This window comes from Kocuria sp. U4B (assembly GCF_054875615.1).
In genome coordinates this window covers 1,334,575-1,355,091 of sequence record NZ_CM142180.1, presented here as the reverse complement: position 1 = coordinate 1,355,091, position 20,517 = coordinate 1,334,575, and the positions used below count along the sequence as shown (strand labels likewise).

Genomic DNA, 20,517 nt, shown 5'->3' with positions numbered 1-20,517 from the left:
CCGATCATCCTTCCCCGACCCCCGGAGGCGCCCGATGACCGCCGTGCTCCTGCTCCACGCAGTGATGGCCGCGGTCGCGCCCCTGATCTTCGACCGGCTGGGCCGCGCGGCGTTCTACGTCCTGGCCGCCGTCCCCCTCGCCGGCCTCGTCTGGCTGCTGGCCTCCGCCCCCCGGGTGTACGGGCCGGCCGCGGGGCCGCAGGGCGGCTGGACCGAGGGCGGGAGCTGGATCCCCTCCCTGCACCTGGACCTCGTGCTGCGGATGGACGCCCTCGCCTGGTCGATGTCCCTGCTGGTGCTCGGCGCGGGCTCCCTGGTGCTCTTCTACTGCGCCCGCTACTTCAAGTCCGACGCCGACGACATCGGCCCCTTCGGCGCGCAGTTGCTGGCCTTCGCCGGCGCCATGTTCGGGCTGGTGACCGCCGACGACCTGCTGCTGCTGTTCGTCTTCTGGGAGATCACCACCGTCCTGTCCTTCCTGCTCATCAGCTACAACCGCACCCGCCTCTCCGCCCGCCGCGCGGCCCTGCAGGCCCTCGTGCTCACCACGGCCGGCGGGCTGGCCATGCTCGTCGGCGTCGTGATGCTCGGGCAGACCGCCGGCACCTACCGGATCTCCGAGCTGCTCGCCGCGGCCCCCGAGCTCGCCCGGCGCGGCACCGTGGTCGACGTCGCCGTGCTGCTGCTGCTCGTGGGCGCCGTGACGAAGTCCGCGCTGATCCCGCTGCACTTCTGGCTGCCCTCGGCGATGGCCGCCCCGACCCCGGTCTCCGCGTACCTGCACGCCGCCGCGATGGTCAAGGCCGGGATCTACCTCGTGGCCCGCCTCGCGCCCGGCTACGCCGAGACGGCGCTGTGGCCCCCGGCCGTCACGGTCCTGGGCCTGGGCACCATGCTGTTCGGCGGCTGGGCGGCCCTGAAGCACTACGACCTCAAGCTCGTGCTCGCCTACGGGACCGTCAGCCAGCTCGGCTTCCTCGTCGTGGTCGTCGGCCACGGCACCGCCGACACCGCGCAGGCCGGGATGGCGATGCTGCTGGCGCACGGGCTGTTCAAGGCGGCGCTGTTCCTCGTGGTCGGGATCATCGACCACCGGGCCGGCACCCGCGACATCCGCCGCCTGTCCGGGCTCGCCGGCCGGGTGCCGGTGCTCTTCGCCGTCGCGCTCGTCTCCGCCGCCTCCATGGCCGGGGTGCCGCCGCTGGCCGGGTTCGTGGCGAAGGAGGCCGTGCTGGCCGCGTTCGTGCACGCCGCCGAGGACCCCGCGGGCGTCGTGGTGCTCGCCGGGCTCGTGCTGGGCTCCGTGCTGACCTTCGCCTACAGCGCCCGCTTCGTGTGGGGCGGGTTCGCCCACAAGTCGGCCCGCTTCTCGGAGCTCGAGGCCGGCGTCGGCGGGAAGTCCGTGATCAGCGACATGCAGCGCGTGGAGCCCGCGTTCCTCGCGGCCCCGCTCGTGCTCTCCGCGCTCACCGTCGCGTACGGGCTGTGGCCGGCCCCCGTCGCCGCGATGCTGCAGCCCTACGTGGACCAGTTCCCCGGCACGGGGGAGCACCACTTCTCCCTGGCCCTGTGGCACGGGCTGAGCCCGGCGCTCGGGCTGTCCGCGCTGATCATCGGCGCCGGTGCGCTGCTGCACCTCGGCAAGCGCCCCCTGCGCGAGCTCCAGCGCGCCCTGCCCGCCCTGCCCCCGGGAGAGCTCGTCTACCGCCGGGTCATCAACGTCCTGGACCTCGTGGCCGTGTGGATCACCGGCCGCACCCAGCGCGGTTCGCTGATGTACTACCTCTCCGTCATCCTCGTCACCGCGATCGCCGTGCCCGCCGTGGCGCTCTACTGGGAGGAGACCCCGCCGCTGGGCGAGCTGCGGATCGCGGACGGGCCCGGCCAGGTCCTCGCCGGCGCGGTCATGGTGGTCGCGGCCCTGCTCGTTCCGCTGGCCCAGAAGCGCTTCCTCGCCGTCCTGCTCGTCTCCGTCACCGGCTACGGCGTCGCCCTCACCTTCGCCCTGCAGGGCGCCCCGGACCTTGCCCTGACCCAGACGCTCGTGGAGACGGTCTCCCTCGTGGCCTTCGTGCTCGCCCTGCGCTCCCTGCCCGCCCCCCTGTGGCAGCGCAACCCGACCGGGCGCCGGCTGCTGCGCGGGTCCATCGCCGTGGCCTTCGGGCTGTTCATGATGGCGCTCGCGGCGTTCAGCATCTCCTCCCGCAGCGCCGAGCCGATCTCCCTCGAGTTCCCCCGCCTGGCGTACGAGCAGGGCGACGGCGAGAACATCGTCAACGTGACCCTGGTGGACATCCGCGCGTGGGACACCTTCGGCGAGATCTCCGTGCTCGTGCTCGCCGCGACCGGCGTGGCGTCCCTGATCTTCGTCACGGGCCGCGGGGATCGCATCGTGCGCTCCGGCGACCGCCCCGACACCGAGCAGCTGCGCGTGATCCGGGGCCGCAACGCCGTGGCCGTCGACCGCAGGGGCCGCGAGCCCGAGATGGACCTCGCGCGCCGGTTCGGGCAGTCCGAGCAGCCCGGGGAGGACCCCTACCTGCTGGCCGGGCGCACCCTGGCCCCGGAGCGGCGCTCCATCGTCTTCGAGGTGGTCACCCGCCTGCTGTTCCACACGTTCATGATGGTCTCGCTCTACCTGCTGATCGCCGGGCACAACGACCCCGGCGGGGGGTTCGCCGGCGGGCTGATGGCCGGGCTCGCGCTCGCCGTGCGCTACCTCGCCGGGGGCCGCTACGAGCTCGAGCGGGCGACGCCCATCAACGCGGGCACCATGCTCGGGACCGGGCTCGCGATCGCGGCCCTCTACGCCCTGGCCCCGGTGTTCTTCGGCGGCGCCGTGATGCAGAGCTACACCTTCGAGGCGGACCTGCCGCTGTTCGGCCACGAGAAGTTCGTGACCGCGCTGGTCTTCGACATCGGGGTCTACCTCATCGTCGTCGGGCTCATCCTCGACATCCTGCGCTCGCTGGGCGGGCGGATCGACGAGCGGATCGAGGAGGAGGCCGTGCTGCGCCGCCGCCGCACCCGCGGCACGCGCATCCGGGTCTCGCGGCAGCGCCCGGCCGCGGGCGCCCCGGCCGGACGGGCCGTGCCCGCCGGGGCGCCCGGCGGCGCAGTGATCGACGGAGGGGGCGAGAGCCGATGAGCGTGAACCTGACCCTGCTGGTCGTGATGGGGGTGCTCTACGCCGTGGGCGTGTACCTGCTGCTCGAGCGCTCGCTGACCCGCGTGCTGCTCGGGCTGATGCTGCTCACCAACGGCACCAACATCCTGATCCTGCACACCGGCGGCGTGCCGGGCTTCGCCCCCCTCTACGACAAGGCGATCGCCCCGGAGGACTACAGCGACCCGGTGCCCCAGGCGCTGATCCTCACCTCCATCGTCATCTCGCTGGCCGTCACGGCGTTCCTGCTCGGGATGATCTACCGCTCCTGGGTGCTCGGGCGCCGGGACGAGATCCAGGACGACGTCGAGGACCGGCGCGTCGCGCGGCAGTCGTCCTACGACGTCGAGGACGACGCCGAGGTGCCCGAGGACACCACCGAGTTCGACGAGGCCCCGCGCCGCCACGACCCGGAGGAGGCCGTAGAGGCCCCCGGGCACCCCCTGGCCGAGCGGAGGCAGGGCCGATGACCGTCCACGTCGCCCAGCTCGCCCCCCTGGCCGTCATCATCCCGTTCCTCGGCGCGGCCCTGAGCCTCGTGCTGCTGCGGCGCACCAACCTGCAGCGGATCGTGGCCATCGGCTCGCTCGTGCTCAGCCTCGTGGTCGAGTCCGCGGTGCTCGCCGGCACGTGGGAGCTCGGCCCGCAGGCCGTGCACCTGGGCGGGTGGGCGGCGCCCTGGGGCATCGTCATGGTCGTCGACCAGCTCTCGTCCCTGATGCTGGTGGTCTCCACGGTCGTCTCCCTCGCCGTGCTCGTCTACGCGACGGGCCAGGGCGTGGCCGACGGCGACGCGGAGGGGCCCATCTCGATCTTCCACCCGTCCTTCCTCATCCTCGTGGCGGGCGTGTCCAACGCCTTCCTCGCGGGCGACCTGTTCAACCTCTACGTGGGCTTCGAGATCCTGCTCACCGCGTCCTACGTGCTCATGACCATGGGCGGGACCGCGCAGCGGATCCGCACGGGCGTCACCTACGTGGTGGTCTCGGTGATCTCCTCGGTGCTGTTCCTCATCACCATCGCGATGATCTACGCGGCCACGGGCACCATCAACATGGCCGACCTCGCCGGCAAGCTCGAGGCCCTGCCCGTGGGCACCCAGTTGCAGCTGCACCTCATGCTGCTCATCGCCTTCGGGATCAAGGCCGCGGTCTTCCCGCTGTCCTTCTGGCTGCCCGACTCCTACCCGACGGCCTCGGCCCCGGTCACGGCCGTGTTCGCGGGCCTGCTCACCAAGGTGGGCGTCTACTCCGTCATCCGCACGGAGACCCTCCTGTTCCCGGGGGAGCGGCTCGACGGGCTGCTGATGTGGGTGGCGCTGCTGACGATGGTCGTGGGGATCCTGGGCGCGCTGGCCCAGATCGACATCAAGCGCATGCTCTCCTTCGTGCTCATCAGCCACATCGGCTACATGGTCTTCGGGGTGGCCGTGGGCAGCCAGCAGGCGCTGTCGGCGACCGTCTACTACGTGGCCCACCACATCGTGATCCAGACCAGCCTGTTCCTCGTGGCGGGGCTGGTGGAGCGCCGCGGCGGGTCCACCAACGTCGACCGCCTCGCGGGCCTGGCCCGGATCGCCCCCGTGCTGGCGCTGCTGTACTTCGTGCCCGCCCTCAACCTGGGGGGCATCCCCCCGTTCTCCGGGTTCCTGGGCAAGACGGGGCTCCTGCAGGCCGGCGTGGACCGCGGGGACTGGCTGTCCTACGTGCTGGTCGCCGGCTCCGTGCTCGTGTCCCTGCTGACGCTGATGGCCCTGATCCGGGTGTGGAACCGCGTCTTCCTGCGCGCCCCGGAGGACGCCGAGTACCCCGACCCCATCCTGCTGGCCCCCGTCCCGGCCGGGGCGCGCTTCCTGCGCTCCTCCGGGTCGGTGGACGGCCAGGACGGACGGTTCGCGGGCAAGGGCGACGTCCGCCTGATGTCCCCGTCCATGCTCGGGGCGACCTCCGCCCTGGTCGCCGTGGGCGTGGCCCTGACCGTCTTCGCCGAGCCCCTGTTCCAGCTCGCGGACAACGCCGCGGAGAACCTCGTCCGTCCCGACCGCTACGTCGGGGCCGTCCTGGACCCCGGCTCCTCCCGCCCCGCCGTCGAGGGAGCCCCGTGACCCGGCCCAAGAACCCGCTGCTCGTCGAGCTGCCCCTGCTCGTCTGGCTCGTGCTCGTGTGGGGCGCGCTGTGGGGCGACTTCGGCGCGGGCAACCTCGTGTTCGGCCTCCTGCTGGCCCTGCTCGTCACGTGGGTGCTGTACCTGCCACCGGTGCAGCTGTCCGGGCGGTTCGACCCGCTGCAGTTCGTCCTCTTCGCCGCCACCTTCGTGTGGCAGGTCGCGAAGGCGAGCGTCGAGGTCATGCTCGTGGCGATCCTGGTGGGGCCGCGGGCGCGCAACGCCGTGATCGGCGTCCCGCTGCGCACCCGCTCGGACCTGCTGATCACCGCGACCGGGCACACGATGTCCCTGATCCCCGGCTCGCTCGTGGTGGAGGTCGACCGCTCCACCGCCACCCTGTACTTCCACGCCCTCAACATCCGCACCCCGGAGGAGGCCGAGGCGTTCCGCCGGGCCGTGCGGCGGATCGAGGCCGCCTGGATCCGGATCATGGGCACCCGCGAGGAGCTCGCGGCCCTGCGGGCCGAGCGCCGCCGGGGCGGGGCCGCGGGGGAGCAGGAGCGCGGAACCGCCGCCATCGGCTCCCCGGTCACCGCCCAGCAGCAGATCGTCGGTGCCCGCCGGGAGGGCGCGCCGCCGGCCGGAGGACCCCCCGAGGAGGAGCGCCCGTGATGGAGATCGCCGTCGTCGTCGCCGTCGTGCTGCTGAGCGCGGGCGCGGCGGGAACCCTGTACCGGCTGGCGAAGGGCCCGTCCCTGCTGGACCGGGTCGTGGCCGCCGACGTGCTGCTCGCGATCGTCGCCGCGGGCCTCGCGGTGGAGATGACCTACCACGGCCACCTCAACAACCTCATTCTCATGGTGATCGTCTCGCTGGTGGGGTTCATCGGCTCCGTGACCGTGGCCCGCTTCGCCACCCAGACCGCCGAGCACGGGCGGTGAGCGCCGTGGTCGACACCGTCCTGGACGCCGCCGCGGCCGTGTGCCTGGTGGTCGGCGCGCTGATGTCCCTGGGCGCCGCCATCGGCCTAGTCCGCTTCCCCGACCTGCTGACCCGCATGCACGCCGGCACCAAGCCGCAGGTCTTCGGCCTGCTGCTGATGCTCACGGCCGTGGCGCTGGAGAACCGAGAGCCGGTGATGGCCCCGCTGATCGCCCTGGGCTGGCTCTTCCAGCTGCTCACGGTGCCCGTCTCGGCCCACATGGTGGGCCGGTCCACCTACCGGACCAAGCACCTCAACCGGGCCACGCTCACCCAGGACGACCTGCAGGAGGTGCTCAACCGCACGAGCGGCGACGCCGCGCCCGGAGCGGCCGCGGGCGCGCCCTCCGCCGACGGACAGCAGACTGACGGACCCGCCGGGACGCGCTAGGCTGGGACGGATCCCCGGGCGCACCCGCGCCGCCCCGACGACAAGGAGCAGCAGTCCATGAACAGCCAGATCCTCAACCTCCTCGGCACCGGCGCCTCGCTCGGCGGCGTGGCCCTGTCCCACCGGGCGCTCGGCACGGTGTGGGAGCGCGTCACCGGCAACCCGCCGCCCGCCAAGAACCCCGACCCCGAGGAGGCCTGGACCGGCATCATCATCTGGTCCCTCGTGACCGGCCTGGTGGGCACCGTCATCAAGGTCGGGATCACCCGCCAGATCGCCAAGTGGGAGGCCAAGCCGAAGGCCGCCAGCCAGGCCGAGGTCTGAGCCGTTCCGCACGCCGCCGAGGGGCGGCGGCGCGCCCCTTCCGGCACCCCGGAGGGACGCGCCGCCGCCCCTCCGCCCGTTGCGCGGGACCGGTCGGCGGGAACCGCCCCGGAGGGGTAGACTCGGTGCCACTGAACGACAGGGGAGCGCACCCCGCCGGCGACGGCGGCAAGGCGCTGAGAGTGCGGATCACCGCAGACCCTCGAACCTGCTCCGGTTAGCACCGGCGAAGGGAGTCGAGCACCTCAGGGGTCCTCGCGGACGGGCACCGCCCGCGCCCGCCCGGATCCTTCCCCTCCTGGCACCGACGGCTCGCAGAGCCCAGGAGGAACCCACCGTGAACACCACCACCCACCGCCCCGCCCCCCGCGCGTCCCGGCAGCGGTCCTGGCGCGTCGTCGACATCGTCGTGGCCGCCGTCCTCGCCGCCGTGTGCGCGGTCGTCTTCTGGGCGTGGTCCAACCTGCTCTACCCGCTGATCAGCACCGCCTCCGTCGCCTACCCGCCGTCCGTGGGCCTCATCGCGGGCGGCTGGCTCGTGGCGGGCGTGCTGGGCGGGCTCGTGATCCGCAAGCCCGGCGCCGCGCTGTTCGTCGAGCTGCTCGCGGCGGTCATCGAGGGCTTCCTGGGCACCCACTTCGGCTGGCTCGTGGTCCTCTCCGGGCTGCTCCAGGGCATCGGGGCCGAGCTCGCCTTCGCCGCGTTCCGCTACCGCCGCTTCGACGCGCTGGCCGCCGCGGCCGCCGGCGCCGTGAGCGGGATCTTCCTGGGCGTCAACGAGAACATCCTCTACAACTACGAGTGGGCGTTCTCCCACCAGGTCGTCTACGTGGTCCTGGCGGCGGTGTCCGGGGCCGTGCTCGCGGGCCTGCTCATGTGGGCCGCCGTCCGCGCCCTGGCCGCCACGGGCGTGCTCGACGGCCTGGCCTCGGGCCGGGCCGCGCGGCGGTGACCGCGCCCGCCGCGGCGTCCCGGGCCCCGGCGCCCGCCCGCGGAGCCCGCGTCGAGGCCCGCGGCTTCGGCTGGCACCACCCCGGCCGCGCCGAGCCGTCCCTGCACGGCGTCGACCTCGTCCTGGAGCCCGGGCAGCGGGTGCTGCTGCTGGGTCCCAGCGGGGCGGGCAAGTCCACCCTCCTGCACGCCCTCGCGGGCGTGCTCCACGACGACGACGGCGAGTCCCGACTCGGCGAGCTGCTGCTGGACGGGGTGCCCCCCGAGCAGGCCCGCGGCCGGGCCGGGCTGGTGCAGCAGGACCCCGAGTCCCAGGTGGTGCTCTCGCGGATCGGCGACGACACCGCCTTCGGGCTCGAGAACCTCGCCGTGCCGCGCGAGCGGATCTGGCCGCGCGTGCGGGAGGCCCTCGACCGGGTGGGCCTGGACCTGCCGCTCGAGCACCCCACCTCGGCCCTGTCCGGCGGGCAGAAGCAGCGCCTGGCGCTGGCGGGGGCGGTGGCCATGGAACCGGGGCTGCTGCTGCTCGACGAGCCGACCGCGAACCTCGACCCCGCCGGCGTCGAGCAGGTCCGCGACGCCGTGCTCGCCTGCCTGGAGCGCAGCGCGGCGACCCTCGTGGTCGTGGAGCACCGGACGGCGGTGTGGGCCGACGCCGTGGACCGCGTCGTCGTCCTGGGCCGCGACGGCGGGATCACCCACGACGGGCCCCCCGCGCAGGTGTTCGGCGCCGCCGGGGCCGAGCTGCGCGCGGCGGGGGTGTGGGTGCCCGGCTGGGTGCCCCCGACCCGCCCCGCCCCCCGCCCCGGGGGACCCGGCGAGGCCCTCCTCGGCGCCGAGGAGCTGGCCGTCTCCCGCCGGCAGCCCACGCGGCGGCAGCTGCGGGCCCGGCGCCGCGGGCTGCGCAGCGGGCGCCCCGCGGCCGAGGCCGTGGCCGGGCGGGACCTGCCCACGGCCGTGGACGGCGTGGCGCTGACCCTCCGCCGCGGGCGCGCCCTCGCGCTCACCGGACCCAACGGGGCCGGCAAGTCCACCCTCGCCCTCACCCTCGCCGGGCTGCTCGCGCCCGTGCGCGGGAGCGTGACGGCCCACCCGGCGCTGGCGCGCGGCGCGGGGCCCGACCCGCTGGCGTGGGACGGGCGGGAGCTCGTGGCCCGGATCGGCACCGTCTTCCAGGAGCCCGAGCACCAGTTCCTGCGCCCCACCGTGCGCGCGGAGCTCGAGCACGGGCCGCGGCTGGCCGGCGCGGACCCCGAGGAGCGGCGCCGGCGCGCCGACGAGCTGCTCGCCCGGCTGCGGCTGGCCCACGTGGCCGAGGCCAACCCCTTCACGCTCTCCGGCGGCGAGCAGCGCCGGCTGTCGGTGGCCACGGTGCTCGCGACGGCGCCCGACCTGCTCGTCCTCGACGAGCCCACGTTCGGCCAGGACGCCCTGACGTGGGCCGAGCTCGTGGACCTGCTCGTCGAGCTCGTGGCGGCCGGCACGTGCGTGCTCGCCGTGACCCACGACGCCGAGTTCGTCCGGGCGCTGGGCGCGGACGTGCTGGACCTGGGCGGGAGCCCGCCGCACGGCGTCCGGGCCCCGCGGCCGGCGGAGGAGGGCCCGTGAGTACCGAGCTCCTGGGTCCGGCGGCCCGCGCCTCGCTGCTGGGCCGCACCAGCGCGGTCACGAAGCTCGCCGGTGCGCTGCTGCTCACGGCGGTGCTCGTGGTGAGCGCGGACGCGGTGACCTCGGGCGTGGTGCTGCTCGGCGAGCTCGTGCTCCTGGGGCTGGCCGGACGGCGCCCGCTCGCGCTCCTCGCCCGCGCGTGGCCCGTGGTGGTCGCGGCCCTCGTCAGCGGGTGGGGCACGGCGCTGCTCGCCGAGGACTCCGGGCCCGTGCTCGCGGACCTCGGCGTCACGGAGCTCTCCGCCGGGTCGGTCGCCGCGGGCGGGGCGATCGCCCTGCGCGGGCTCGCCCTCGCCCTGCCCGGGCTCGTGGTGGTGCTCACGACCGACCCCACGGACCTGGCCGACGGCCTCGCGCAGACGGTGCACCTGCCGGCCCGCTTCGTCCTCGCCTCCCTCGCGGCCCTGCGCCTCGTGGGCGTGATGGTCGCCGAGTGGAACACCCTCGTGATGGCCCGCCGCGCCCGCGGCGCCGGCGCGGGCCACGGCCCGGCCGGGGCGCTGCGGGAGTTCGGCGGGCAGGCGTTCACGCTGCTCGTGCAGTCGCTGCGCCGGGCCACGCGCCTGTCCGTGACGATGGAGGCCCGCGGCTTCGGCGCGGGGCCGCGCACGTGGGCCCGGGTGCCGAGCTACTCGTGGCGGGACGCCGTGGTGCTCGGCGGCTGCCTCGCCCTGGCGGCGGGCGCCCTCGGGGTGTCGGTGCTGCTGGGGGAGCACCGCTTCATCTGGGACGCCTAGGCCCTCAGCCGGCCGGGGCGTCCCCGGTGACCCAGGCGGTGACCAGGCGGGTGAGCTGCGGGTCCACCGGCAGCGGCTGCGCGTCGAGCCGGCGCACCGGCACGGCCAGGCGCACGCTGGAGACGAGCCACACGGCGTCCGCCGTCATGAGGTCCGCGGGGTACAGCGGCCCGTAGCCGAGCTCCCAGCCGTCCCGGCGGGCGGCCGCGAAGATCTTGGCCTGGGTGGTCCCGGGGAGGATCCCGTGCGAGGGCTCGGGCGTCACGAGCGTGCGCGCGCCCTCGCGCACGCGGGCGCAGATGACCGAGGACGTCGCCCCCTCCAGCACCCGCCGGTCCTCCGCGGTGAAGACCGCCTCGTCCGCCCCGAGCGAGCGGGCGTGGCGCAGGGCGGCCATGTTGACGGCGTAGGAGAGGGTCTTGGCGCCGGGCAGCAGCCACGGGTACCCGGCGTCCTGGGCGGGGTCGTGCCCACGCGGCAGCAGGACCGCGTCGACGCCCTCGCGGCGCTGACGGAACGTGGACTCCGGCACGGGGGTCACCGCGATCCACGACCAGGGGCCGTCCTCGGGGGTGCCGCGGCTGACCACGATCTTCACGCTGTGCTCCGCGCCGAGACCGCCCTCCCCGCCGGGGGCGGCGTGGGCGAGGGCCAGCCCGGCCGCCGCCCGGTACACCGCCGCGTCCGGCACCGGCAGCTGCGCCAGCCGGGCGGAGGCGGTCAGGCGCTGGTAGTGGGCCTCGAACTTCTGCACCCGACCGTCGACGGCGCGCATGGTCTCGAACACCCCGTCCCCGCGGGTGAGGCCCTGGTCGTCGATCCGCACGAGCGGGACGGCCGGGTCGACCAGGGCCCCCTCGGGGCGGGCGGCGTCGAGGACGACGACGGTGCTGGTCACGGGCTCTCCTGTCGGTGCGTCCGGTCGTTCAGCTCACGGGGCCCGGGTGCAGGATGTCGACCCGGTCCCACACGGGGTCCTCCGCGAGGTAGGCCTCCTCCTGGGCCGCCCACCGGTCCCAGTGCTTGGCGTAGTAGTGGCCGTCCCGGCTCAGGGCCCGGTCGTAGCGCAGGGCCGTGGGCAGCTCCACCCACACCGAGACGTCCAGCAGCTCGCGGGCCGCGGCGCTGCAGGCGCCCACGCCCTCGAGCACCACGACCTCGGCCACGCGGGTCAGCCGCGGGGTGCCGGGGGTGCCGGTCATCCAGTCCCAGGCCGTCCACTCGGCGTCGCGGCCCTCCCGCAGCGGGGCCAGGACGGTCTCGACGTAGGCGCGGGTCCCGGCCTCGAGCCCATCCCAGCCGGGGTAGAGGTCCTCCAGGTGGAAGACGGTGACGTCCCGGACGGGCCGCAGCACCGTGCACAGCTGCTCGGCGAGGGTGGTCTTGCCGGCGCCCGAGCGGCCGTCGAGGCCGACGAGATAGGGGCGGCGGCTCGGGCTGGGGAGCAGGCGGGCCAGGTCGATGCCTGCGGCGTTGGACGCGGCGAGCGCCGGGTCCAGCTGGAGGTCGACGTCGATCACCTGCGGTCGCGTCCCCGGGGGCGGGCGGCGACCGCGCGCGGACGTCGGGGGCCGTCCACGCGCACGGGTGCGATCGGATACATAGCGGGCATTGTAAGCCGCGCCGCGCGCCGTCGGGAAGAGTGGGGGCCGTCGACGGGGACGGACCCCTGAATTGAGCGGACCCGACTCAACTTAGGTTGACAATCGGCGCTCATGTGACAGACTTGAGCCAGGAAAACTCAAGCAGTGAGACCTCCGGGTCCCGGGCCCCCGGCCCGCCCGGTTCAGCTCGACACGAAGGAGAACACTCGCATGTCCCGTGCAGTAGGAATCGACCTCGGCACCACCAACTCCTGCGTGGCGGTGCTCGAGGGCGGCGAGCCCACCGTCATCGCCAACGCGGAGGGCAACCGCACCACCCCCTCGGTCGTCGCCTTCTCCAAGGACGGCGAGACCCTCGTCGGCGACATCGCCAAGCGCCAGGCCGTGACCAACGTGGAGCGCACCATCGCCTCGGTCAAGCGCCACATGGGCACCGACTGGACCAAGGAGATCGACGGCAAGCGGTACACCCCGCAGGAGATCTCCGCGCGCATCCTCATGAAGCTCAAGACCGACGCCGAGTCCTACCTCGGCGACAAGGTCACCGACGCCGTGATCACCGTCCCGGCGTACTTCAACGACGCCGAGCGCCAGGCCACCAAGGAGGCCGGCGAGGTCGCGGGCCTGAACGTCCTGCGCATCGTCAACGAGCCCACCGCCGCGGCGCTCGCCTACGGCCTGGAGAAGGGCAAGGAGGACGAGCTCATCCTCGTTTTCGACCTCGGCGGCGGCACCTTCGACGTCTCCCTGCTGGAGGTCGGCAAGGACGAGGACCAGTTCTCGACCATCCAGGTCCGCGCCACCGCCGGTGACAACCGCCTGGGCGGCGACGACTGGGACCAGCGCATCGTCGACTGGCTGCTGTCGCAGGTGCGGTCCAAGACCGGGGCGGACCTGTCCAAGGACAAGATCGCCCTCCAGCGCCTCAAGGAGACCGCCGAGCAGGCCAAGAAGGAGCTGTCCTCCGCGACCAGCACCAACATCTCCCTGCAGTACCTCTCCGTGACCCCCGAGGGCCCGGTGCACCTGGACGAGCGCCTCACCCGCGCCAAGTTCGAGGAGCTCACCCGCGACCTCCTGGAGCGCACCGAGAAGCCGTTCAAGGACGTCATCGCCGAGGCCGGGATCTCCGTGGCGGACATCGACCACGTGGTCCTCGTCGGCGGCTCGACCCGCATGCCCGCCGTCGCCGAGACCGTGCAGCGTCTCGCCGGCAAGGAGCCCAACAAGGGCGTGAACCCGGACGAGGTCGTCGCCGTCGGCGCCGCCATCCAGGCCGGCGTGCTCAAGGGCGACCGCAAGGACGTGCTGCTGATCGACGTGACCCCGCTGTCGCTGGGCATCGAGACCAAGGGCGGCGTGATGACCAAGCTCATCGAGCGCAACACGGCCATCCCGACCAAGCGGTCCGAGACCTTCACCACCGCCGAGGACAACCAGCCGTCCGTGTCCATCCAGGTCTTCCAGGGCGAGCGCCAGTTCACCCGGGACAACAAGAACCTGGGCACGTTCGAGCTGACCGGCATCGCCCCGGCCCCGCGCGGCATGCCGCAGATCGAGGTCACCTTCGACATCGACGCCAACGGCATCGTGCACGTGTCCGCCAAGGACAAGGGCACCGGCAAGGAGCAGTCGATGACCATCACCGGCGGCTCGTCGCTGTCGAAGGAGGACATCGAGCGCATGGTCAAGGACGCCGAGGCCAACGCCGAGGCCGACCGGGTGCGCCGCGAGGCCGCCGACCTGCGCAACAACGCGGAGCAGCAGGCCTACTCCATCGAGAAGCTGCTGAAGGACAACGACGAGAAGCTGCCCGAGGACGTCAAGTCCGAGGTGCGCGGCGACGTCGACGCCCTGAAGAAGGCGCTCGAGGGCGAGGACGACGACGCCGTGAAGTCGGCCTACGAGAAGCTGCAGCAGTCCCAGACCAAGCTCGGCGAGGCGCTCTACGCGCAGCCCTCCGCCGACGGCGCGGAGGGTGCCCCCGGTGCGGGTGCCACGGGCGCGGCCGGCGACGAGGACATCGTCGACGCCGAGGTCGTCGACGACGAGAACGAGAAGAAGTGAGCATGGCCGACCCCACACCCGATCCCGACCAGAACCCGGCGCCCGGCGCCGCGGACGAGGCCGCGCAGGACTCCGGCGCCGACCGGGCCCCCCGGGGCGAGGCCGGCCCGGAGGGGCTGACCGTCGACGACATCCTGGACACCCCCCAGTCCTCCGACGCCGAGTCGGCCGACCGGACGGGGTCCGCGGAGGCCGCGGGCGCGCCGGCGGCGGACGCCCTCGCCGCGGAGCGCCTGGAGGAGCTGCGCCGGCTGCAGGCCGAGTTCGTGAACTTCAAGCACCGCACGGCGCGCGAGAAGGAGCAGCTGCGCACGTTCGTCACGGGCGACCTGCTGCAGGCGCTGCTGCCGGTGTTCGACGACATCGACGCGGCCCGCCAGGCCGGTGACCTCTCGGAGGGCCCGTTCGCGTCCATCGCGAACAAGCTCGAGGAGATCCTGGTCCGCCAGGGCCTGTCCCGCATCGGAGCGGTCGGGGAGAAGTTCGACCCGACCGTCCACGAGGCCGTCCTGCAGCAGCCCACCAGCCAGGTCGAGCCCGACCAGGTCTCCATGGTGCTGCGCTCCGGCTTCAAGATCGGCGAGCGCATCGTGCGGCCGGCCCAGGTCGCCGTCGCGGTCGCCGAGTGAGGCCGGGCACGGCCTGATCCGGGCGACGGGAGGGGAGGTCCGGCAGCGGGCCTCCCCTCGCCGTCCCGGCACCCACCCCAGGACTCCCGTCCGGGCCCTGTCCCCAGGGCCCCCGACCGGCCCACCAGAAAGGAGGCGTCATGGCCAGCCAGGACTGGATCGACAAGGACTTCTACAGCATTCTCGGCGTCTCCAAGGACGCGTCCGACGCCGACATCAAGAAGGCGTACCGCAAGCTCGCCCGCCAGTACCACCCGGACCAGAACCAGGGCGACGCGGAGGCCGAGAAGAGGTTCAAGGACATCACGGAGGCGAACTCCGTGCTCTCCGACCCCGAGGAGCGCAAGCAGTACGACGCGATCCGCGCCATGGGCTCCGGCGCCCGCTTCACCGCGGGCGGCCCCGGTGGCGGCGGCGGGTCCGCGAACTTCGAGGACCTCTTCGGCGACCTCTTCAGCGGCGGCGGCGGACGCCGCCGCACCACCTACAGCACCCCCGGCGGCGGCTTCGGGGGCGGCGGCGGCTTCGAGGACCTGTTCACGCAGTTCGGGGGCGCCGGCGGCTACGGCGCCCCGGGCGGCTACCAGGCCCCGCCGGCCCGCGGCGAGGACATCCGCACGGAGACCACCATCCCGTTCCGCTCCGCGGTCCAGGGCACCACGGTCAAGCTGCGCCGCGGCAACGGCCAGGAGACCACGGTGCGCGTGCCGCGCGGCGTGCGCGACGGGCAGAAGCTCAAGCTCGCCGGCAAGGGCCACTCCGGCCCCGGCGGGCCCGGTGACCTCTACGTCACGGTGCACGTGAGCCCCCACCCGGTCTTCACGCGCGTGGAGGGCACGGACGACGTCGAGCTCACCGTGCCGATCACGTTCCCGGAGGCCGCCCTGGGCGCGACCATCGAGGTGCCCACGCTGGACGGCGCGGCCGTGAAGCTCAAGGTGCCCGCGGGCACGTCGTCGGGCCGGCGCTTCCGCGTGAAGGGCCGCGGCTTCGCCACCGCCAAGGGCACGGGCAACATGATCGTCACCGTCGAGGTGCACGTGCCGGCCGAGCTGGACGAGCCGGCCCGCGCCGCCGTCCGGGCGTTCGCCGAGGCGACCGCGGGCGAGGACCCGCGGGCGGAGCTGGCGCGGAAGGCCAGGGTCTGAGATGGCCCTCGACGCCGACCAGCCGCTGTTCGTGATCTCCGTGGCCGCGGAGATCGCCGAGATGCACCCGCAGACCCTGCGCCAGTACGACCGGCTCGGCCTCGTCAAGCCGTCCCGGGCGCCGGGGAGGGCCCGCCGCTACTCGCAGCGGGACATCGAGAAGCTGCAGCAGATCCAGGTGCTCTCCCAGCAGGGCGTGTCCCTCGAGGGCATCCGGCGGATCCTGCAGCTCGAGAACCAGGTCGCCGCGCTGCAGGCGAGGGTCGCGGAGCTGAGCCAGGAGCTGGAGGAGTCCCGCGAGCGGGCCGAGGAGTCCTCCCGGATCTTCGCCGCCGGCGTCGGCGGGGACATCGTGCGGATGGCCCGCGGCTCGCGCCCGCGGGCCCGCAAGGTCTCCCAGGCCGTCGTGCTCTACCGGCCCCCGCTGCCGGAGCGCCGGCAGGAGCGCTGAGAGGACCGGGCCCGGCTGCCCGGGCCGGGAGGCACGCCGCGCAGACCCCCGCGCCGGGCCTCCGCGCGGGGAGCAGCTGGGGGGACGGCGGCGAAGCCGTCCCCCTCCGGTGCCGCGGCGATCACGGCAGGCGGCGGTAGGTGAGGTCCCGCGGGATCCGGCCGGCCTCCTGCGCCTTGCGCTCGAAGCTGGTCAGGACCCGGCCCTCCCAGCGCGGGGCCCAGCCCACGTCGGGGTGCTCGTCGTCGGCGAGCGGCCCCGGGTGGAGGTTCTCGAAGCGGGGGGAGGCGTCGAGGACCTCCCGCATCACCACGGCGTACTCCTGCCAGTCGGTGGCCAGCCGCCACAGCCCGCCCGGGCGCAGCACGCGGGCGGCGAGCTCCGCGAACGCGGGCGAGACGAGCCGGCGCTTGTGGTGGCGCGTCTTGTGCCAGGGGTCCGGGAAGAACACCCACAGCTCCTCCACCGAGGCCGGCCCGAGCAGGTGCTCCAGGACCTCCGGGGCGTTGGCCTGCACCACCCGGACGTTGTCCACGCCGGCCTGCCCGGCCTTGAGCAGCAGGTCCGCGATGCCGGGCTTGTACACCTCGACGGCCAGGAAGTCGCGCTCGGGGTGCGCGGCGGCGGCGGCCACGATCGCCTCGCCCAGCCCGGAGCCGACCTCCACCACCAGGGGTGCCTCGCGACCGAAGGCCGCTGCGGCGTCGAAGTCGTGGTCCGGGTGCACCGACGTGTCCGTGCGCACCCGCGGCACGTCCAGCACACGGGTGGGGGCCCAGTCGTCCCAGGCCTTCTGCCGGCGGGCGGTGAGGCGGTCGCCGCGGCGGACGAAGGAGTACGGCTGGCGGTGGAACGCCTCGGGGACGGCACCCGGGACGGGCGCCTGCGCGGGTTCCTGCGCAGGCTCGTCGGCGGGTTCTTCGGCGGGGGAGGGGGTCTGCTCGGTCATCGCCCTACATCCTAGGGCCCCGGGCGCCGGAGGCGGCCCCGGGCACGGGCGGCTCCGCCCAGCGCCGGCGCGGGGCCTCCCAGGTCGCGAACCGGGCGAGGATGCCGGTGGCGTCCTCGGCGACCACCGCGGCGTCCCGGTACTGCGGGCGCACCAGCCCCGCGGCGGCCATGGAGCCCACCGCCTCCAGCAGCGGCGTCCAGTACCCCGAGACGTTGAGGAAGCCGACCGGCTTGGCGTGCACGCCGACCTGGAGCCAGGTCCACGCCTCGAAGATCTCCTCGAGGGTGCCCAGCCCGCCGGGCAGCGCGACGAACCCGTCGGCGAGCGCGGCCATCTCCGCCTTGCGCTCGTGCATCGTCCGCACGACCCGCAGCTCGGTCAGGCCCGTGTGGGCGGTCTCGTCGTCGACCAGGGACTGCGGCATCACCCCGATCACCTCCCCGCCCGCGGCGAGCGCGGCGTCGGCGACGACGCCCATCAGGCCCACGTGGCCGCCGCCGTAGACGACGCCCACGCCCCGGCGGGCGAGGGTGGTGGCGAAGGCCCGGGCGGCCTCGGTGAACGCGGGGTCGGAGCCGAAGGAGGCCCCGGTGTACACGGCGAGTCTCATGGGGCCATTGTCCCGGGTCCGGCCGTAACAGCCGGGAAACGGCGCGGGACCAGAATGTGGGGGTTCCGGCCGGCCGGTGTCCGGCGCACGGCCCAACGTGTGATTCAATGCCTGCGGCTGAGACGGATATCACAGCCGTTCCGTTCCCGCTTCCCCGATCCACCCGACACCCACGGGAGACCACATGCTCGAGACCATTGAGACCGCCCTCGGCACGCTGGGCGGCATCATCTGGGGGCCCTACGTCCTCATCCCCCTGCTGCTGCTCACCGGCGTCTACCTGACGGTGCGCCTCGGCGGCGTCCAGTTCCGCAAGCTGGGCTCCGCCCTGCGCCTGGCCCTGTTCGACCGCAAGGACGAGGGCGCCGAGGAGGGCGACGTCTCCCAGTTCCAGGCCCTCACCACCGCGCTCGCGGCGACCGTGGGCACCGGCAACATCGTGGGCGTGGCCACCGCGATCTCCATCGGCGGACCCGGCGCCCTGTTCTGGATGTGGGTCACCGGCCTGTTCGGCATGGCCTCGAAGTACTCGGAGGCGTTCCTGGCCGTGCGCTTCCGCACCAAGGACGCCAAGGGCGAGATCTCGGGCGGCCCGCAGTACTACCTCGAGCGCGGCATCCGCAACGGCTTCGGGAAGTTCCTGGCGCTGTTCTTCGCGATCGCGGCGGCGCTGGCCGCCTTCGGGATCGGCAACATGACCCAGGGCAACTCCATCGCCACGAACCTGGAGAGCTCCTTCAGCGTCCCCACCTGGCTCACCGGCGTCGTGCTCACGGTCCTGACCCTGGTGGTCCTCGTGGGCGGGATCAAGTCCATCGGCAAGGTCACCGCCGGCTTCGTGCCGGTCATGATCCTGTTCTACGTCCTGGGGGCGCTCTACATCCTCATCGTCAACGTGACGGAGATCCCCGCCGCGCTGGTCCTCGTCTTCACGGACGCGTTCACCGGCACCGCCGCGACGGGCGGGTTCATCGGCTCCACCCTGGCCCTGGCCGTGCGCTACGGCGTGGCCCGCGGCATCTTCTCCAACGAGTCCGGCATGGGCTCCGCGGCCATCGCCGCCGCCGCCGCGCAGACCACCCACCCGGTCCGCCAGGGCCTGGTCTCCATGACCCAGACCTTCATCGACACCATCATCGTGGTCTCCTGCACCGGCCTGGTCATCGTCACCACCGGCGTGTGGGAGCAGGGCGGGGAGTTCGCCGCGACCATGACCGGCGACGCGTTCACGCACGGCCTGCCCGGCCAGTGGGGGCACGTCGTCGTCACCGTCGGCCTCGTGATGTTCGCCTACTCCACGATCCTCGGCTGGGCCTACTACGGCGAGCGGTGCATGGAGCGTCTCTTCGGCCGCGCCGCGGTGATGCCCTACCGCGTGGTGTTCTCCCTGGTCGTCTACGTGGGCTGCACCGTCCCGCTGGCGGTCGTGTGGAACTTCGCCGACGTCATGAACGGCCTGATGGCGATCCCCAACCTCATCGGCCTGCTCATCCTCTCGGGCCTCGTCGCCCGCGAGACCAAGCACTATCTGAGCAACGACCCGAAGCTGCGCGCCGACCGCCGGCAGGTCGACGCCTTCATGGAGGGCCACCCCGGGGCGATCGACTCCTACGAGCGCACCGGCGTCTGAGCCCGGGCGCGGCGGCGCCGACCGCCGCACCGCCGGGCGCCCGAGGGCCCGGCCTCCTGACGGGGGCCGGGCCCTCCGTCTAGCCTGGGGGCATGAACCCACTCCCCGAGCCCCGCCCCTTCTCCTGCGCGGACGCGACCGGCGCCGTCCACGACCAGGGCGCCCACGTCGTCGAATGGATCCCCACGGGCCACGCCCCGGTGCTGTGGCTGTCCCCGAGCACGGCCCTCGAGCGGGGCCGGCCCATCCGCGGCGGCGTCCCCGTCTGCTTCCCGTGGTTCGCCGACGGGCCCTCGGGCGGGACGGAGCCCAAGCACGGCTTCGCCCGGACGCTGCCCTGGCACGTCCTGACGCGGGAGTCCTCCGACCACGAGGCCGTGGTCGTCTACGGGTTCTCCGACGCGGACGTCACGGACCCGGCGCACCGGGAGCTGTTCCCGCACCGCTTCGAGGCCGAGTACGTCGTGCGCTTCGGGCCCGAGCTCGTGCTCGAGCTGAGCGTCACCAACACCGACGACCACGCGTTCGACTTCGAGGAGGCGCTCCACACCTACTTCGTGGTGGGCGACATCCGGCACGTGCGGATCCAGGGGCTGGACGGGGCGACCTACCGGGACAAGGTCACGGGCGAGGACGGGTGCGTGCAGGAGGGGGAGGTGACGTTCGAGGGCGAGACCGACCGGGTCTACGACTCGGCCGGGGAGGTCGCCGTCGTCGACGAGCAGCTCGGCCGCGTCCTGCGGATCCGCAGGACCGGCTCCGCGAACGCCGTGGTGTGGAACCCGTGGGCGGAGAAGGCCGCCGGGCAGCCCGACGTGGGTGACGGCTGGACCGACTTCGTGTGCGTGGAGGGCGCCAACGCCCTGGCCAACGCCGTGCACCTGGAACCGGGCCGGACCCACACCATGGGCTACCGGGTGTCGGTCGAGGCCACGGCCGGGGACGTGGGCGCGTCGCCGGCCTGACGCGGACGGTGCGACCCGGACGGTGCGACCCGGACGGTGCGACCCGGACGGTCGGAACGGCGGCGGGTCCGGGGCCGTCCTCCCGCCGCCTCCGGCGTCCCGGGCCACGGCCCGCAGCGCGGAAGAACGGGTGCCGC

The 20,517-nt window shown here is 73.8% G+C and carries 20 protein-coding genes and 1 riboswitch; of the genes, 16 read left to right on the top strand and 4 right to left on the bottom strand.

The features are described from left to right. Window positions 1–34: 34 nt before the first annotated feature. The 10 genes from ACYSMR_RS06435 (at window position 35) to ACYSMR_RS06390 (ending at window position 10,324) form a co-directional block, all read left to right on the top strand. A complete protein-coding gene (locus tag ACYSMR_RS06435; protein ID WP_251331634.1) occupies window positions 35–3,148 on the top strand; it encodes a Na+/H+ antiporter subunit A in 3,114 nt (1,037 codons plus the stop codon). Continuing rightward, a complete protein-coding gene (locus ACYSMR_RS06430) occupies window positions 3,145–3,636 on the top strand; it encodes a Na(+)/H(+) antiporter subunit C (protein WP_251331633.1) in 492 nt (163 codons plus the stop codon). The genes ACYSMR_RS06435 and ACYSMR_RS06430 overlap by 4 nt, the downstream gene beginning before the upstream one ends. Then, entirely contained in the window at window positions 3,633–5,270 is a 1,638-nt protein-coding gene (locus ACYSMR_RS06425; protein ID WP_251331632.1) for a Na+/H+ antiporter subunit D, read from the top strand. Before ACYSMR_RS06430 ends, ACYSMR_RS06425 begins: the two co-directional genes overlap by 4 nt. Beyond that, complete coding sequence (locus ACYSMR_RS06420; protein ID WP_251331631.1) at window positions 5,267–5,944, top strand: Na+/H+ antiporter subunit E; 678 nt, start codon at window positions 5,267–5,269, stop codon at window positions 5,942–5,944. Before ACYSMR_RS06425 ends, ACYSMR_RS06420 begins: the two co-directional genes overlap by 4 nt. Beyond that, window positions 5,941–6,213 carry a monovalent cation/H+ antiporter complex subunit F gene (locus ACYSMR_RS06415; protein ID WP_251331630.1) on the top strand — a complete coding sequence of 91 codons (273 nt, stop codon included), beginning with the start codon at window positions 5,941–5,943 and terminating at the stop codon, window positions 6,211–6,213. The genes ACYSMR_RS06420 and ACYSMR_RS06415 overlap by 4 nt, the downstream gene beginning before the upstream one ends. Beyond that, the gene (gene mnhG / locus ACYSMR_RS06410; protein WP_308222155.1) at window positions 6,210–6,644 is read left to right on the top strand and encodes a monovalent cation/H(+) antiporter subunit G; all 435 of its coding nucleotides are present in this window, start codon (window positions 6,210–6,212) and stop codon (window positions 6,642–6,644) included. The genes ACYSMR_RS06415 and mnhG overlap by 4 nt, the downstream gene beginning before the upstream one ends. Window positions 6,645–6,701: 57 nt before the next feature. Continuing rightward, window positions 6,702–6,968, top strand: coding sequence for a DUF4235 domain-containing protein (locus ACYSMR_RS06405; RefSeq protein ID WP_251331629.1), 267 nt, complete (start codon window positions 6,702–6,704; stop codon window positions 6,966–6,968). 130 nt (window positions 6,969–7,098) lie between these two features. Continuing rightward, window positions 7,099–7,220: riboswitch (TPP riboswitch) on the top strand. Between the two features lie 85 nt (window positions 7,221–7,305). Further along, window positions 7,306–7,920, top strand: coding sequence for an ECF transporter S component (locus ACYSMR_RS06400; protein WP_309125024.1), 615 nt, complete (start codon window positions 7,306–7,308; stop codon window positions 7,918–7,920). Beyond that, a complete protein-coding gene (locus tag ACYSMR_RS06395; protein WP_461747711.1) occupies window positions 7,917–9,527 on the top strand; it encodes an ABC transporter ATP-binding protein in 1,611 nt (536 codons plus the stop codon). The genes ACYSMR_RS06400 and ACYSMR_RS06395 overlap by 4 nt, the downstream gene beginning before the upstream one ends. After that, on the top strand, window positions 9,524–10,324 hold the full coding sequence (locus ACYSMR_RS06390; RefSeq protein WP_461747710.1) for an energy-coupling factor transporter transmembrane component T family protein: 801 nt from the start codon (window positions 9,524–9,526) through the stop codon (window positions 10,322–10,324). Before ACYSMR_RS06395 ends, ACYSMR_RS06390 begins: the two co-directional genes overlap by 4 nt. A 4-nt stretch (window positions 10,325–10,328) precedes the next feature. Here the strand turns inward: ACYSMR_RS06390 and ACYSMR_RS06385 are convergent, their stop codons facing one another. Beyond that, the gene (locus tag ACYSMR_RS06385; protein ID WP_461747709.1) at window positions 10,329–11,222 is read right to left on the bottom strand and encodes an aminotransferase class IV; all 894 of its coding nucleotides are present in this window, start codon (window positions 11,220–11,222) and stop codon (window positions 10,329–10,331) included. Window positions 11,223–11,250: 28 nt separating this feature from the next. Continuing rightward, a complete protein-coding gene (locus tag ACYSMR_RS06380) occupies window positions 11,251–11,844 on the bottom strand; it encodes a uridine kinase family protein (protein ID WP_251334391.1) in 594 nt (197 codons plus the stop codon). Window positions 11,845–12,138: 294 nt separating this feature from the next. On the opposite strand from ACYSMR_RS06380, the gene dnaK reads away from it, so the two are divergent. From dnaK to ACYSMR_RS06360, 4 genes are all read left to right on the top strand, one after another. Then, window positions 12,139–13,995 (top strand): molecular chaperone DnaK, encoded by a 1,857-nt coding sequence (dnaK, locus tag ACYSMR_RS06375; protein ID WP_251334390.1) that lies wholly within the window; start codon window positions 12,139–12,141, stop codon window positions 13,993–13,995. Further along, window positions 13,992–14,624 carry a nucleotide exchange factor GrpE gene (locus ACYSMR_RS06370; RefSeq protein ID WP_374238525.1) on the top strand — a complete coding sequence of 211 codons (633 nt, stop codon included), beginning with the start codon at window positions 13,992–13,994 and terminating at the stop codon, window positions 14,622–14,624. Before dnaK ends, ACYSMR_RS06370 begins: the two co-directional genes overlap by 4 nt. 140 nt (window positions 14,625–14,764) lie before the next feature. Beyond that, window positions 14,765–15,772: a DnaJ C-terminal domain-containing protein gene (locus tag ACYSMR_RS06365; RefSeq protein ID WP_325746685.1), complete on the top strand. Its 1,008-nt coding sequence runs from the start codon at window positions 14,765–14,767 to the stop codon at window positions 15,770–15,772. A 1-nt stretch (window position 15,773) separates the two neighbouring features. Continuing rightward, window positions 15,774–16,223, top strand: coding sequence for a heat shock protein transcriptional repressor HspR (locus ACYSMR_RS06360; RefSeq protein WP_251334387.1), 450 nt, complete (start codon window positions 15,774–15,776; stop codon window positions 16,221–16,223). A gap of 121 nt (window positions 16,224–16,344) precedes the next feature. Here the strand turns inward: ACYSMR_RS06360 and trmB are convergent, their stop codons facing one another. Together trmB and ACYSMR_RS06350 are read right to left on the bottom strand one after the other, a co-directional pair. Continuing rightward, a complete protein-coding gene (gene trmB / locus ACYSMR_RS06355; protein WP_461747708.1) occupies window positions 16,345–17,172 on the bottom strand; it encodes a tRNA (guanosine(46)-N7)-methyltransferase TrmB in 828 nt (275 codons plus the stop codon). A gap of 4 nt (window positions 17,173–17,176) precedes the next feature. Beyond that, window positions 17,177–17,785 (bottom strand): LOG family protein, encoded by a 609-nt coding sequence (locus ACYSMR_RS06350; protein ID WP_461747707.1) that lies wholly within the window; start codon window positions 17,783–17,785, stop codon window positions 17,177–17,179. Between the two features lie 184 nt (window positions 17,786–17,969). On the opposite strand from ACYSMR_RS06350, the gene ACYSMR_RS06345 reads away from it, so the two are divergent. Together ACYSMR_RS06345 and ACYSMR_RS06340 are read left to right on the top strand one after the other, a co-directional pair. Then, a complete protein-coding gene (locus tag ACYSMR_RS06345) occupies window positions 17,970–19,415 on the top strand; it encodes an alanine/glycine:cation symporter family protein (RefSeq protein WP_251334384.1) in 1,446 nt (481 codons plus the stop codon). Window positions 19,416–19,507: 92 nt separating this feature from the next. Then, window positions 19,508–20,380: a D-hexose-6-phosphate mutarotase gene (locus ACYSMR_RS06340; RefSeq protein ID WP_461747706.1), complete on the top strand. Its 873-nt coding sequence runs from the start codon at window positions 19,508–19,510 to the stop codon at window positions 20,378–20,380. The last annotated feature ends 137 nt before the right edge of the window (window positions 20,381–20,517 follow it).

What these genes read in the sequence shown, in the direction of transcription:
- ACYSMR_RS06435 (WP_251331634.1), top strand. Translation starts at nt 35, where the DNA reads ATGACCGCCGTGCTCCTGCTCCACGCAGTGATGGCCGCGGTCGCGCCC.
- ACYSMR_RS06430 (WP_251331633.1), top strand. Translation starts at nt 3,145, where the DNA reads ATGAGCGTGAACCTGACCCTGCTGGTCGTGATGGGGGTGCTCTACGCC.
- ACYSMR_RS06425 (WP_251331632.1), top strand. Translation starts at nt 3,633, where the DNA reads ATGACCGTCCACGTCGCCCAGCTCGCCCCCCTGGCCGTCATCATCCCG.
- ACYSMR_RS06405 (WP_251331629.1), top strand. Translation starts at nt 6,702, where the DNA reads ATGAACAGCCAGATCCTCAACCTCCTCGGCACCGGCGCCTCGCTCGGC.
- dnaK (WP_251334390.1), top strand. Translation starts at nt 12,139, where the DNA reads ATGTCCCGTGCAGTAGGAATCGACCTCGGCACCACCAACTCCTGCGTG.
- ACYSMR_RS06365 (WP_325746685.1), top strand. Translation starts at nt 14,765, where the DNA reads ATGGCCAGCCAGGACTGGATCGACAAGGACTTCTACAGCATTCTCGGC.
- ACYSMR_RS06360 (WP_251334387.1), top strand. Translation starts at nt 15,774, where the DNA reads ATGGCCCTCGACGCCGACCAGCCGCTGTTCGTGATCTCCGTGGCCGCG.
- trmB (WP_461747708.1), bottom strand. Translation starts at nt 17,172, where the DNA reads ATGACCGAGCAGACCCCCTCCCCCGCCGAAGAACCCGCCGACGAGCCT.
- ACYSMR_RS06350 (WP_461747707.1), bottom strand. Translation starts at nt 17,785, where the DNA reads ATGAGACTCGCCGTGTACACCGGGGCCTCCTTCGGCTCCGACCCCGCG.
- ACYSMR_RS06345 (WP_251334384.1), top strand. Translation starts at nt 17,970, where the DNA reads ATGCTCGAGACCATTGAGACCGCCCTCGGCACGCTGGGCGGCATCATC.
- ACYSMR_RS06340 (WP_461747706.1), top strand. Translation starts at nt 19,508, where the DNA reads ATGAACCCACTCCCCGAGCCCCGCCCCTTCTCCTGCGCGGACGCGACC.